12 protein-coding genes and 4 tRNA genes are annotated in these 14,214 nt (G+C 44.7%); 5 read left to right on the forward strand and 11 right to left on the reverse strand.

The genetic code is table 11. The annotated features are described in order from the left end of the window. Positions 1 to 38: 38 nt before the first annotated feature. From yigB to lptM, 5 genes are read right to left on the reverse strand one after another with little or no spacing between them, the layout of a single operon-like run. Positions 39 to 755, reverse strand: coding sequence for a 5-amino-6-(5-phospho-D-ribitylamino)uracil phosphatase YigB (gene yigB / locus AAY47_RS00540; RefSeq protein WP_047766303.1), 717 nt, complete (start codon positions 753 to 755; stop codon positions 39 to 41). Beyond that, a complete protein-coding gene (xerC, locus tag AAY47_RS00545; protein WP_047766304.1) occupies positions 755 to 1,669 on the reverse strand; it encodes a tyrosine recombinase XerC in 915 nt (304 codons plus the stop codon). The genes yigB and xerC overlap by 1 nt, the downstream gene beginning before the upstream one ends. After that, positions 1,666 to 2,370 carry a DUF484 domain-containing protein gene (locus AAY47_RS00550; RefSeq protein WP_047766305.1) on the reverse strand — a complete coding sequence of 235 codons (705 nt, stop codon included), beginning with the start codon at positions 2,368 to 2,370 and terminating at the stop codon, positions 1,666 to 1,668. Before AAY47_RS00550 ends, xerC begins: the two co-directional genes overlap by 4 nt. A 48-nt stretch (positions 2,371 to 2,418) precedes the next feature. Next, positions 2,419 to 3,243, reverse strand: a complete 825-nt coding sequence (gene dapF, locus AAY47_RS00555; RefSeq protein ID WP_047766306.1) for a diaminopimelate epimerase — start codon at positions 3,241 to 3,243, stop codon at positions 2,419 to 2,421. A gap of 40 nt (positions 3,244 to 3,283) precedes the next feature. Then, a complete protein-coding gene (lptM, locus tag AAY47_RS00560) occupies positions 3,284 to 3,481 on the reverse strand; it encodes an LPS translocon maturation chaperone LptM (RefSeq protein ID WP_047766307.1) in 198 nt (65 codons plus the stop codon). A 78-nt stretch (positions 3,482 to 3,559) separates the two neighbouring features. Between lptM and cyaY the strand changes: the two genes are divergently transcribed. Beyond that, complete coding sequence (cyaY, locus tag AAY47_RS00565; RefSeq protein ID WP_047766308.1) at positions 3,560 to 3,880, forward strand: iron donor protein CyaY; 321 nt, start codon at positions 3,560 to 3,562, stop codon at positions 3,878 to 3,880. Positions 3,881 to 3,991: 111 nt separating this feature from the next. Here the strand turns inward: cyaY and AAY47_RS00570 are convergent, their stop codons facing one another. Further along, positions 3,992 to 6,610, reverse strand: a complete 2,619-nt coding sequence (locus AAY47_RS00570) for a class I adenylate cyclase (RefSeq protein WP_047766309.1) — start codon at positions 6,608 to 6,610, stop codon at positions 3,992 to 3,994. A 656-nt stretch (positions 6,611 to 7,266) separates the two neighbouring features. Here AAY47_RS00570 and hemC point away from each other — a divergent pair. The 4 genes from hemC to hemY are packed head-to-tail and all read left to right on the forward strand — an operon-like array spanning position 7,267 to position 11,334. Then, complete coding sequence (gene hemC, locus AAY47_RS00575; RefSeq protein WP_047766310.1) at positions 7,267 to 8,208, forward strand: hydroxymethylbilane synthase; 942 nt, start codon at positions 7,267 to 7,269, stop codon at positions 8,206 to 8,208. Continuing rightward, positions 8,205 to 8,945, forward strand: a complete 741-nt coding sequence (gene hemD, locus AAY47_RS00580; RefSeq protein WP_047766311.1) for a uroporphyrinogen-III synthase — start codon at positions 8,205 to 8,207, stop codon at positions 8,943 to 8,945. Before hemC ends, hemD begins: the two co-directional genes overlap by 4 nt. Positions 8,946 to 8,965: 20 nt before the next feature. Continuing rightward, a complete protein-coding gene (gene hemX, locus AAY47_RS00585) occupies positions 8,966 to 10,126 on the forward strand; it encodes a uroporphyrinogen-III C-methyltransferase (RefSeq protein ID WP_047766312.1) in 1,161 nt (386 codons plus the stop codon). A 2-nt stretch (positions 10,127 to 10,128) separates the two neighbouring features. Further along, the gene (gene hemY, locus AAY47_RS00590) at positions 10,129 to 11,334 is read left to right on the forward strand and encodes a protoheme IX biogenesis protein HemY (RefSeq protein WP_047766313.1); all 1,206 of its coding nucleotides are present in this window, start codon (positions 10,129 to 10,131) and stop codon (positions 11,332 to 11,334) included. A 735-nt stretch (positions 11,335 to 12,069) separates the two neighbouring features. Here hemY and AAY47_RS00600 read toward each other — a convergent pair. The 5 genes from AAY47_RS00600 to thrP form a co-directional block, all read right to left on the reverse strand. After that, positions 12,070 to 12,146 (reverse strand) — tRNA-Pro (locus tag AAY47_RS00600). A 23-nt stretch (positions 12,147 to 12,169) separates the two neighbouring features. Further along, positions 12,170 to 12,256: transfer RNA gene (locus AAY47_RS00605), tRNA-Leu, on the reverse strand. A gap of 15 nt (positions 12,257 to 12,271) precedes the next feature. Further along, a tRNA-His gene (locus AAY47_RS00610) sits at positions 12,272 to 12,347 on the reverse strand. Positions 12,348 to 12,422: 75 nt separating this feature from the next. Beyond that, positions 12,423 to 12,499, reverse strand: a tRNA-Arg gene (locus AAY47_RS00615). A 171-nt stretch (positions 12,500 to 12,670) separates the two neighbouring features. Further along, positions 12,671 to 14,044, reverse strand: coding sequence for a bifunctional threonine/serine APC transporter ThrP (gene thrP, locus AAY47_RS00620; protein WP_047766315.1), 1,374 nt, complete (start codon positions 14,042 to 14,044; stop codon positions 12,671 to 12,673). Positions 14,045 to 14,214 lie beyond the last annotated feature (170 nt).

Below are 14,214 nucleotides of genomic sequence, written 5' to 3' on the forward strand. Positions count from 1 at the left end.
TCAGTTGTGAGTATTTTTATACAGATTTCAGTCTGAAATTATATCAGTGCTATCAAAGAAGCCAAATCAGAAATCTCAATATGTGGAACCAAACGTCCTTCAGGTTCCTGCATCAGATTTTTATTTTCGATGTTAATCCAGCAAGCTTGCATACCACTGCAAAGTGCGCCTTCTACATCTGTAGTCAGATTATCCCCCACATGCAGGATCTGATTTATAGGCAGATTGAGCCGCTCTGCCGCGAGCTGGTACATATCAGGGTAAGGTTTGGCGCGCCCATCTATGCCCGCTTTCAATACAAATTCAAAATAACGGGCAAGCCCGCATGCAGCCGGTTCAGCGTTCCCATTGGTAATTGCCACTAACGGCATTTTTTCCGCCAGTACGGACAACGTCTTATGAGTCGATTCAGGAACCGTGATTTGGTTACGCCAGTACGTAAAACAGGACATGATTTCATTCGTACCGCATACCGCCTCTTCATGATTGAAACCCTGGTGGGCAAACATGAGTTCTGCGGATTGTCGCCGCCATGAAGTCACATCATGATAAATCTCCGGTTCCCGTTCAAGAACCGCCTGGCGGTATAAATGCAGATCTTCATAGCCAAAGTGACCGAATTTGGCATCGTACTGCCTGATAAAACACAACACTTCTTTTTCGGTTTTATCGATGACCGGATGATTATCGTAAAGCGTATCATCCAGATCGAATGTCATCGCAGAAAACGGCGCGACAGGCCGATAAAAACGCATTATGATTTTCCTCGTTTGGCTCTGGGGTGGGCCACATCATAGACTTTGGTCAGGTGCTGAAAATCCAGATGAGTATAGATCTGGGTGGTCGACAAATTCGCGTGACCCAGTAATTCCTGTACTGCTCGCAGATCGCCGCTGGACTCCAGAATATGTGTGGCAAAAGAGTGACGCAATTTATGAGGGTTAACATGGCTGCTAACACCTTGCCGAATCCCCCACTGTTCAAATCGTTTCTGTACATTACGGGCAGAGAGACGTTTGCCGCTTTTGGTGGAAATGAACAGCGCATTATCTTCCGGTTCAAGTAATTCCCGCATTTCCAGCCAACGCCGGAGCCATTCCTGCGCCATACGGCCGAACGGCACTTTACGCTCTTTGCTGCCCTTGCCATATACCCAAACGTCCCCAGCTTCCAAATCCAAATGGCGGCAATCCAGGCCCACCAGTTCAGACAAACGCAATCCCGCTCCGTACATCACTTCCAGCATGGTTCTGTCACGCACTGACAGCGGATCGTTCAGATTAATATTGAGCAGTTGGTTAACTTCATCCACATCCATATTTTTAGGTAAGTGGCGTTTTTTACGTGGGGTACTGACGGTTTTAGCCGGATTAGCTGCCAGCTTATTTTGCATTACCATCCAGTCAAGAAAACTACGCAGAGAAGAAAAGCGTAAAGCAAGGCTGGCAGACTGCAAGCCTGCCCGCCGACTGCGGGAGGCAAACATTTTGACTTTAGCCGGATCTAACTCCTGCCACTCACGTATCCCCATCTCCCGTGACATTTCCGCCAAAACGGCCAAATGGCGTCGATAGTTCGTGATCGTGACAGGGCTTAAACGTCGCTCAACCCGCAAATAGTGCAAGAAGTCTTCCACGGGCGCTAACAGTAAATCAATCGGCTGAGTCATGCGCGTTCAATCCAACGGGACAACAAATCCGGCAACAGCTTCGCCAAATGGGCGAGAATGTCAGTTCCCATGCTTTCGTGATAGTGCTGTTTATTATGACTATTGAAAATGACCATGCCCAACTCCCCTCGTGATCCCAAAAGGGAAATCGCCACGGAGCCAACATGACGGGCCTGTGGCATCAACAATAAAATCTCTGGGCCATGCAAGCGGCCAAGATAATGATTTTTTTCACCGAATCGTTTAATGCGAACGGCTTCAAAAGCCTGACGGGAAATCGCCAGCTCCGGCACATTCAGTGGTGCGCCAATATGCCATTGATCACCGAACAACCGAATATAACTGTTACTTAATCCCAATGTTTTTGACCATGAACTTAAGCAGGAAAGAAAGTCCTGTAAACTCTTGGCGCCAGAGAGATCTGTCAGTAATTGCAATAGGCTACTGAACAGCACTTCATTCTGTTTCGCCTGCTCTATCAAATGGTTCAGATCGTCTTCCAGATAACAGATACGTTTCCTCTGGCGGTTCATATGCCATTCCATTAAAGAAACACATTCCCGCACTGGATGAGGAACTCTTATCTTATCGACCATATTGGCATTACGGATAAAAAAATCTGGATTATTCAATAAATAATCCACGACTGTCTGATCATCCAACCTGTTTCCAATGTGCAATGGATCGTCTTTTTTACTCATTTTCCAATGCCCCATATTTCAAGAGAGACTCAGCGAACACAGAATCAATCACAAATGAATCGTACCATCATAGACATGGGTTGCAGGTCCCGTCATAAAAAGTGGTTTGCCCTGCCCATCCCAGCGAATTTGCAGTATCCCACCCGGAAGATCAACCCGAACCTGATTATCCAACAGATCCTGCTGGATACCGACGGCTACTGCGGCACATGCACCGCTGCCACATGCCCGTGTCTCACCCGCACCGCGCTCAAAGACACGCAACCGAATATGGTTCCGATTTATTATCTGCATGAAACCAATATTGGCGCGTTCAGGAAAACGTTCATGGCTTTCCAATACGGGTCCCAATATTTCCACTTCGGCAGTGTCCACATCCTCAACCTGTATGACACAATGAGGATTTCCCATCGATACAGCGCCACAAAGTATCGTACGTTCGTTAGTACGAATAATATAGGTTTTCTCCGCCTTATTGGCGCGAAAGGGAATACGCTGCGGCTCAAAATCCGGCTCTCCCATGTTGACACAGACCTGGTCATCATTGGTGATGCTCAATATCATTTGGCCCGCTCGCGTGCTGACTTTGATATCTCGTTTATTGGTCAACCCCTTGAGACGGACAAAACGGGCAAAACAACGTGCCCCATTACCACACTGGGAAACTTCACTGCCGTCAGCATTAAAAATGCGGTAGTGAAAGTCTAAGTCAGGATCATAGGGCGCTTCCACAATCAAAAGTTGATCAAAACCCACCCCAGTATTCCGGTTAGCCAGACGGCAAATTAACTCCGGAGAAAAATAAATATTTTGGGTCACGGCATCAACAACCATAAAGTCATTACCAAGACCATGCATTTTGGAGAACTGCATATACGACTCCAAGAGAAATCACATCACCGAATCACTATCATTAAGCATTCATCGATATATTGTCTTTAAAGAAGCTGTTTTTTAACAACTTTTCTGGCTGCACCTTATCCATTTTGTGCATAGATACCTGTGTTGCAGATGTTTTTGCAGGAGGAAAATAGAGAGGCCCTTTCAGGCCACAACCAGCCAGAGAAAGTAATGTTATGATAGCCAGTGACCAACGAAGTTGTTTTTTCATTATATTAATGCCTGTGATTCATACGCCAATACTCTCTATAATCGCAGCTAGACCCTGAAAAGCAAATAGGAAATAAACATGAACGATAGCGAATTTCATCAATTGGCTGATCAATTGATACTTCATCTTGAAGAGCAACTGGATAATTACGAAGGTGATGCGGATATTGACTATGAAACAAATGGCGGTGTGATGACGCTGAGTTTTGAAAACGGCAGCAAAATCATTATTAACCGCCAGGAGCCTTTCCATCAGATATGGCTGGCAACCAAAAATGGCGGTTACCATTTCGATTATCGGGATAGCCAATGGATTTGTGACCGCAGTGGCCATGATTTTCTCTCCCTGCTGGCACAAGCCATTACTGAGCAAAGCGGTGAGCCGTTCCCATTTTCGTGACTATGTTTTATCAAAACCGCCTTTTATCAAAACCAAATAAAAACAATGAGTCGATGAAAGGTATCTAATATAAGCGCCTGATAAAACAGGCGCTTAGGATTATTGATAATATCAATAGTGATAAAGCGAATGGTAAAGGTCACGTGCATGTGCCCTACAGGTTTGATCAAGGTGCCCATCAATATGGAGCCTGGCATCCTTTGCTTCTATGCCATCCACTGGGTACACTCCCGCTATAAATGGAGTGGCATGGGTACGCTCACCTTTCTTAACGATTTGATAGAACTGCGGCAAGTTGAAATTGACAAAACTAGAGCCATAAGTGAAACGATCATGTGATGATGAATAAAATCGGCTGATATCTCGCACCAACTCTTCTTTACTGCCTTCGCAATGGGAATAAATTTCCACCCGATTTGATTCATCAAGAATATAAATATTGAACCCTTGTTTGCTGTCAATATCTTCGAAAAAGAACTGGATAATTCCTTCACAGGCAAAACCGTCGATGACAGACGGTAAGTGTTTTTCTTTGGTATCAACTTCGACTGGCAGACCATGCAATTTGGTGTTGGAAATCGCACCATAGAATTCCACTGCATTTTCCAATTTTTGCACCGAAACGTTTAACCGTTCGAAGAATAGTCCCCATGTTTGCCCTGAAATGCGTAACGCCTTGAAACGGTTTGGATCTTGTCGGTTGCTGGACAGGCGTAATTCTATACACTCCGAAACTAATTGCTGGATACGAGTGCAGATCAACCCACGCAAATGTTTGCTATAACAGAATACTTCAACATCAGATGGCGGCGCTGCATCTTGATGCATTTTTCCCAATATGGTTTTTAATGCTTCCAATACCGATTGTTCACCACTGAAATGCAAGGTTCTCACTTCATTCCATGAATTGCGGTAAAGCAAATCAATACTACCTACCAGACATTGTTGCAACTCGCCAAAACTGAAAACATTCAGGTTCCTTAAGTCAAAACGAACGATTTGATCAGAAAATGCAGCCGTTGGATCTTGTTCTAAATTGACAATGATCGCCAAATGGCGAATTTCACAAGGACTATATAGTGCTTTTGGTGTGGGGGCAGGTAGACGGATTGAGAAGTGAGCGGCAATGTCATCCACCAAATCACATAATTTTTGCCTGTCACACTGAGATTCCCCGTGATGAATATGGAGCCGAGTTTCTTTAGCCAGCAGACCATTAAAATAGGTCCAGGAAACTAATTTATTCAGATAGCGATTGTATTCCAATGGTTGATAACCAATGATCGATTCAATCGTGGGGGCATGGTTGTAAAGATACCAACCACTGCGGTTTACTCGCCCCGGAGGGACATAGATGAAAGTCAAATCCTTTTCCGACAGATCCGGTGATATCTGAGGATTGACCAAAGTCACTTTACCGGGTAATGCTTCAAAAGCCGCATACAATTTACGGGTCAATACGCCAATATCTTGCGGGCTGGCACTCACACTTAAATTATTACGGCGGGCAAAGCGGATTAAGTTGCGATAACTCTGCATCATGGTATCAAGCAATTCATTATGGGCATCACGTACTTGCTCAATTTTCCATGCATGACGCTTATCCAGCATAGCCAGTTTCTCGTCATCCCAACCCCATTCGCGCACTAACTGGGACATAACCTGACGACGCCATCCTGTACAGCCTTTATCATTCTGGCTTGCCAATAGTTTCTCGCATACCTTCAGATAAAAACAACGACGCGCCAAATCAAGGCGCGCAAGGTCGTTCGTGGCAATCAGATAGCGGGTTACACGCTCCAGCATCATGCTATAGGCATCGAGACCAAACGAAACAATCGCACCATCATGAAAATATTGCTTCATTTCCATCGCCAGAAGTTTTCCATTGGGATACTCCCATGAATAAGCTTCCAACAGCAGGCTTTTCAATACAGCTTTATAAGGAGAGTCCACACTCTTGTAAAGCTGCCAGAGACTCGCCCCAAAATATTCCTCTGCGGATAATTCGCTCAAGCCGCCCAGATCTAACCATTCATTTGGTGTCAGCACGCCCTGGGCATAGAGAGAAAGAACGTACTCATCATAATGAGCTTCCTCTTCTACCGGAACCATTGCCCATAATAAGCGTTTGCCAGCCAGACAAACCGCTGTACGATAAAATTCATCAAGCAGAAGGATATGTTGGGTAGAACCGCAATCTTCACCGTTCAAACGACCACAGCTATTATGCCGAAAACGGTTTTCATCAATCAGAAAAAAAGTAACCTCAGTACCCAGTGAAGCCGCCCACTGTTCTATCAAGGTACATTTTTGTTCCAGTAACGCTTTCTCATCACTATCCAACCAAGATTGATGGCAGACCCAAATATCTAAATCAGAAGAACAACTTTGCCCGATAGAAGAAGTACTGCCCATGGAATAAATTCCCGTAATCGGCAATTCACCATTAGACGTATGTGACAATACATCTGGCAGGGCACCAGTAAGCTGGCTATCCAGATCATTAATCCAAAACTGCTGTGCTTCATCAGGCATAAAAAAGCAGACGCCATGAGGAACGTCGCTTTTGATATAACCTGGCATCATTGAATGATGATAATGTAATAATACTGGAATTAAACTATAAACTTGCTTGAAAGCGTCACTCATTAAGCTCGTAGCGCGCTCTAATCTAAGTTGGTTAATTGCATCCAGTCGCTGCTTTAGCGTTTCAATATAGAGATACAAGAGTTTCGCCTGATATCAGTTCCAGTGCCTAAAGTAGTCCCCTGTTTCCGATAACGCATGGTATTACAAGATTATTTAAAATTATTTTTACAAACTTATTGTCGGAAACGTGATCAATTTAACACCTTGCAATCAAAGCGTAAAGTACGCAATACCATCTTTTCTCTTTACCTGCAATAGCCAAAACGCAATTAACTCATTGTAAAATATTAAGTTAATCACAAAACAGACACAATAATATGCTTTTTTAGTATCACTATTACCGCTGATTATTTTTCATATCGCGGTTGTAAGATATTGTAAATACATCACTCTTTCATCAATATTTAATCGAATAATATTTTTCTTATTGTTAAATATTTTCAGCGCTTTTTATCATTAAGATAAACCCAAATTTCAATTTGCTTTTAAATCAATCTGTTTGTTTATTTTATCCATTCGAGCAAACTATTATTTTAATATTTAAAATTATTTTTATTTCATAAACTGTATATCCATATACTATTTTGATTTCTTCTGGCTTTTTCGTCACTGGAAAAAAAATCATTGAGATGTTAAAACTGGCACTATTTTCTCACTAATTGGTGGCTAACTGGTGGCTAAAAACCATTATTTCTCCATCAATTACCCAATATACTTACCTAATAGATTTATCCATGACAATGAAAACCATTCGCATCGCTACCCGCCAAAGCCCATTAGCTATGTGGCAAGCGCAATATGTTCAAAAGCAACTGAAACACTTTCATCCAGAACTGCAAGTAGAACTGGTTCCAATGGTGACACGCGGTGATATTATCCTCGACACGCCATTGGCAAAGGTAGGCGGCAAGGGGCTGTTTGTGAAGGAACTGGAATTAGCGATGCTCGAAAAGCGAGCTGATATTGCCGTCCACTCCATGAAAGATGTCCCTGTCGAATTTCCTGATGGTTTGGGATTGGTCACAATCTGCGAACGGGATGATCCACGGGATGCTTTTGTTTCAGTAAAATACGCCTCGCTCGATGACCTACCGACTGGCAGTGTTGTGGGCACCTCCAGTTTACGTCGCCAGTGCCAAATCCGTCAGCGACGTCCTGATCTTGTCGTTCGTGACTTACGCGGTAATGTCGGGACCCGTCTGAACAAACTCGATAACGGCGATTATGATGCCATTATTCTTGCAACAGCGGGCCTGAAACGGCTGGGGCTGGAAGAACGCATTCGTATGCCATTAGAGCCTGAATTATTGCTGCCAGCCGTTGGTCAAGGGGCGGTAGGTATTGAGTGTCGGCTTGATGATCATCAAACCCGTGAACTGCTGCTGCCCCTGAACCACGCAAGAACAGAAGCTTGCGTTCTCGCTGAAAGAGCGATGAATACCCGCCTTGAAGGAGGCTGTCAGGTACCGATTGGCAGTTATGCCATCTGGCAGGGAGAAAATATTTGGTTACGTGCGCTTGTGGGTTCCCCTGATGGCACAGTGATCGTGCGCGGTGAAAGAGTGGTCTCACCCAAAGAGGCTCGTCAGGCGGGTATCGCATTGGCGGAAGAGTTATTGGAAAAGGGCGCACGCCAGATCCTGGCGCACGTATACCAGAGGAACCTACCGAAATGAGCATTTTGATCACCCGCCCTGTCCCCGCAGGAGAGGAATTGGTCAAGCGACTGCGGTCTATTGGAAAATCAGCCTTCAGCGCCCCCCTCATTGAAATTCATCCGGGGGCAGATTTGCCATTACTGCGACAAAAGCTGCAATGGCTGTCTGCGGGAGATCGGGTTTTTCTATTATCAAAAAATGCGGTTCATTATGCCAATGAACAGCTTATTCAAGCAGGCCAATCATGGCCTGAACAGCTATCCTATTATGGGATCGGCAAATCAACTTCCCTGATGTTTCATCAATTAACAGGATTGGAAATCTTCTATTCTAAGCAGGGTGAAACCAGTGAAGATCTGCTGCAACTCCCCACTTTACAGTCAATGGACAATAAACAGATTTTATTGCTCCGAGGCAATGGCGGCCGCGAAGTGATTGCCTCCACATTAAGGCTCCGTGGAGGTGCAGTAGATTACTGTGAATGTTATTCACGCCAGCCAGTCAAATACGATACAGCCGATTTCAATCGTCACTGGCAGCAGTGTGGTATAAAAACCATCGTTGTTACAAGTGGCGAAATGCTGCAACTGTTATATAACTTAGTCACGGATAGCGCTGGAAAAGCATGGTTACTGAATTGCAAGCTGATTGTGGTCAGCAAACGTCTTGCTGATATCGCCCAGACTTTGGGCTGGCAAACAATACAAGTCGCCAAGAGTGCAGATAATGACGCCTTAATCCAGGCACTGGAATAAATTAATAGGGGATGTCCATTATGACGGAACAAAAAAAGACGGAACAAAAACCATCTACCGATACGGTTAAGAGTTATGGATGGTTAGGTAATACGCTCTCAATTGCCATTTCTTTGGCGATAGGTGTTGGTGGTCTTTATATTTATTATCATGGTCAACAGCAGAATGCAGCATTAAAAGCCGAAAATCTCGCTCTTCAACAAGAGACGGCGTCTCTGACACAACAGCAGTCTGCCGATAAGCAAAACTTTAGCACCAAACTCCAAGAGTTGGCGGATTCCTTACAACAAGCCAACTCACAACGTCAGCAACAGGCTGGTCGCATTACAGAGCTTCAAAACCGTGTTTCGGCATTTGCAAATACAGATATTGAAAACTGGCGACTGGCGCAGGCAAGCTCCCTCGTTAAGATGGCTGGCCGAAAAGTCTGGAGCGAACAGGATATGACTACTGCCATCGCCTTGCTGAAAGATGCCGACCAGAACCTGGCTGAAATGGATGATCCCAGCCTGCTCTATGCCCGTAAAGCTATCATGGCAGATATCGATTCCCTGACCAAAATCAAACAGATTGATTTAGACGGTATTATCCTGATGCTGAATCAGCTATCAAACCAAGTCGATAACTTACACCTTGCCAATAAAGTAGAACAAGCCACATCGGAGAAGGAAAACGAGCATGGGATCACTGCCTCCCTCGCTGATTGGCGCCAGAACCTGGGCCATAGCTGGCACAGCTTTATGGATAACTTCGTTACCATTACGCCACGTGATAACAGCAAAGAGCCGCTGTTGGCACCTAACCAAGGTGTTTACCTGCGCGAGAACATTCGTTCCAGGCTACTGATTGCTGCTCAGGCAGTTCCTCGCCATCAAGTTAAAATTTATCAGGATGCATTGAAAGATGTTCAATCTTGGGTGAATGCTTATTTTGATACCACTGACTCAGGGGCAGAGCGCTTTTTAACAAACGTTGCCTCACTGCAAAAGAGACCGTTATCCATCAATGTTCCTGAACAACTGAACAGCCAGCCGATATTGGCAGAGCTGGTTCGTAAGCGTATCTATAACTTACCAGATTCCACGCAATCCCAAACGGATTCCCAATCTGAAATTCTGCCTGAGGCACAATCACAGTCGACAACCGCCGATCAGGTAAAAACATCCGTTGAGGGGAACTGAACATGCTGAAGATATTCTTGCTGTTCGTGATCCTTATTATCGGGATCGTCGTTGGTCCCTTGATGTCTGGCCACCAAGGATATGTTTTGATCCAGACGGACAAGCTCAACATTACCACCAGTATCACTGGGCTAGTGATCATCTTCCTCCTGCTGCAATTCCTGCTGATTCTGATCAGCTGGTGTTATCGGCGTTTAAAACGTACCAGCACGTCCACTCATAGCTGGATCTTTGGTGGATATAAACGTCATCGTGCTCGCTCACAAACCAAACAGGCACTGCTGAAATTCGCCGAAGGGGATTTCAAGCAAGTTGAACGCCTGATGGCCCGCAACGCTGACCATGCAGAACTTCCTGTCGTGAATTATCTGCTGGCGGCAGAGGCAGCCCAACGACGCGGGGATTATTTCCGAACCAACCAATATATTCAACAAGCGGCAGAAGTTGCCGATAAAGACCAGCTTCCCGTTGATATTACCCGTATCCGGGTCCAATTAGCACAAGGTGAAATTCATGCCGCACGCGTTGGTGTGGACAAGCTGTTGGATCATGCCCCTCGTCACCCTGAAGTATTGCGATTAGCTGAACAGGCTTACTCTCTTTCAGGTGCTTATCAATCCCTGATTGATATTTTGCCTTCCATGCTGAAAGCTAATCTGCACAGTGAAGAAGAAATCCTTAAATTACGTCAGCAAGCCTATATTGGATTAATGAATCAGGTTATGGCAGAGAAAGGCTGTACGGGGCTGAAAATATGGTGGAAAGATCAAAGCCGCAAAATGCGCAATGACATTGTACTGCAAGTTGCCGTGGCCGAGCATTTGATTGAATGCAATGATCACAAGACCGCCCAACAAATCATTTTGGACGGATTAAAACAGCAGTACGACGAACGTTTGCTGCTATTAATTCCCCATCTTAAGGCAAGTGATTCTGACGCCATACAAAAGACCCTTGCTCACCTGTTAAAGCAACATGGTGCAACCCCGCTGTTCAATAGTACACTGGGACAAGTTGCCCTGCGCCGTGGTGAATGGGCCAATGCTGAATCGGCATTTAAAGCCGCTCTTGCTCAACGACCAGATGCTCATGATTACGCATGGCTTGCCGATGCACTGGACAGATTGCAAAAGCGTGAAGAAGCTACCCAAACCCGCAATAAAGGCTTTATGCTGACCCTGAAGCGTGATAGCGACGTCGAAGTATAAACGGGGGCACACACCTCAGTTAACGATGAAAGATATGGGATGCAATTGAGTCGTTAACCGAGGTGCATTCACCATTAAAGCTCATGGCCAACTGCCTGAAGCCTGTCTTCACTGTTCTACAGACAAAAAAAAACACCTATCAAAGAAGACAGGTGTATAAATACAATCAGGTCTACAGACGGATAGTGCCTCACTCAACGTTGTGTCCGGTTTGCGATGAAAAGACAGAATACTTACTCATCTATAACGTGGACTATAGGCACTGACAATCAGCTCTACATCATCCCGAGGTTTATGAAGTCATATGCTGTCATAAGGAGTGGAATGAGTATCTACAATCTTAAATATTGCATTTTATGTGCCAACTTTTTCAATCAGGATAAACTTTCTTTACCCCGGGTTTGGCTGGCTTTCCATAATAGATAACCGGACTTTCACCAAATATCGTTAAAAATACCGTCTCTCATTTGAGACGCTCTTTGAGCCTTTTAAATATAGACATGATAAATCATATAGTTGAACGTCTCCTATTTGAGACATTGAGTAGTGCGGTTTGTCGTTGAAATACAACATCAATAAAAAATATTTTTTAAAACATAACGTTAATTCATTAACAAAAACAATAACACTCAATTTATCGATTAAAAATAGAACAGAAATTAAGAAGAAATAAAAAGGGAAAAATTTTTTATCCGCAGGGAGAGCAGGGATCATAGGGAGAAGAAGAAAAGAATTTGGTCGGCGAGAGAGGATTCGAACCTCCGACCCACTGGTCCCAAACCAGTTGCGCTACCAAGCTGCGCTACTCGCCGAAATATATTTTTTATCTTTCTTATGGTGCGAAGGGGGGGACTTGAACCCCCACGTCCGTAAGGACACTAACACCTGAAGCTAGCGCGTCTACCAATTCCGCCACCCTCGCGTTTCATAAAAAAGATGGGGTGGCTAACGAGACTCGAACTCGCGACAACTGGAATCACAATCCAGGGCTCTACCAACTGAGCTATAGCCACCATAACAGCTATCTTTTTACATACAACAATGCCCGACCACGATAACTCATTACCACTGCTCTTGCACGCTTTAAATGGCGCGCCCGACAGGATTCGAACCTGAGACCTCTGCCTCCGGAGGGCAGCGCTCTATCCAGCTGAGCTACGGGCGCTTAACGCCGTTGCGGTGGAGGATAGTACGGATTTAATGTCGTACTGTCCAGTGCTTTTTTAAAAGAAATGAAGCGTTTGATTACGCTTTACTCATTTAGCTGATAAAGGCAGCACTTTTCCACCGCAGTATTATCACAAATCGTTTTTTAGATTAAAAACCGACCAGAAAACTATATCGATTTTTTAGACAAATACCATTTCATCAACCCATAAATTGATGACACGATCAACAAAAATAGGCCACCCACTATCAGTGAGAAACGTGTATCAGGGTTAATTGCCATTCCCACCAAGACACAACACAGGAAAATCAATGTCAGGTAATTGACGTAAGGGAACAGAATCGATTTAAACCGGTGCTGTTTTATGGCTTCCTCATGATGCTGACGGAAACGCAATTGACTGACCAGAATCACAAACCATGGCACCATGCCAGGCAATACGCTGGCGCTATAGACGTAAACAAATACTGACTGCGGATTTGGTATCAGATAATTCAGGCAGGAACCTGCAATCAAGCAACCAATGGTAATTGCAATACATCTTACCGGCACCCCATTTTTCGACAATTTCAGTAATGAAGCAGGCAATTGACGGTTCTGCGCCAAGGCATACAGCATTCTGCCACCGCTGTACATTCCGCTGTTACACCCTGACAGCGCAGCTGTCAACACGACAAAGTTAATCACCGCAGCCGCAGAAGCGATACCAACTTTAGAAAAAGTCATCACAAACGGGCTGCCATGCGTGCCTACTGCCGTCCACGGGAACAAGGTTACAACGATAAAAATAGCACCAACATAAAAAATCAGGATACGCCACAAAATATTGTTGATCGCTTTTTTAAGGGTAACTTGTGGGTTTTTCGCTTCACCAGCAGTAATGCCAACCAGCTCTACCCCCTGATAGGAAGCGACCACAATACAAAGGGCAAATAAAAAGCCTTTCCATCCACCGGAGAAGAAACCACCATGTGCAGTCAGGTTATCCAAACCAATGGGTTGCCAGTCATTGCCCAAACCGAAGAAAATCAAACCAATGCCAATCAGGATCATCACAATAATCGTTGTGACTTTGATCATGGCAAACCAAAATTCCAGCTCACCATATAGCCTTACTGCCGCCAGGTTGGCTAAGGCAACCAATCCAACCGCTACCAGTGCTGAAACCCATTGCGGCAACTCTGGAAACCAGAATTCAGCGTAGACGCCCACGGCCGTGATTTCTGAGATCCCGACAGAAACCCACATGAACCAATAACCCCATGCGGTCAGGCATCCCCAATAAGGGCTTAGGTACTTATGCCCAAAAGCAGCAAATGAACCCGTTACAGGTTCAAGGAACAACATTTCTCCCATGGAACGCATAATGAAAAAGACAAAAAAACCAGCAATAATGTAAGCCAGCAAAACAGAAGGGCCGGCCCATTTCAAGGTACTGGCTGAACCCATGAACAGCCCTACACCGATTGTGCCACCTAGCGCAATCAGCTCAATATGACGTGCCTCAAGTCCCCTTTGCAGGCTCTGTTTTGAATCACTCATAAAACTCCCTATCCACTTTTATGATGTCTATACTTGCAAACAGAAAAATACAGGAATTGATAATCAATCGTTGTAAAAAAGGCTGGGATCAAAACACGTTTTGCCAATCAGTGAAATAAAAAATTATAAAATTGAGTCGATATCTGTTTTATTTGACATCGTAATGGAAG

The sequence above is a fragment of the Xenorhabdus griffiniae genome, from assembly GCF_001028135.1.
GTDB classification, from domain to species: domain Bacteria; phylum Pseudomonadota; class Gammaproteobacteria; order Enterobacterales; family Enterobacteriaceae; genus Xenorhabdus; species Xenorhabdus bakwenae.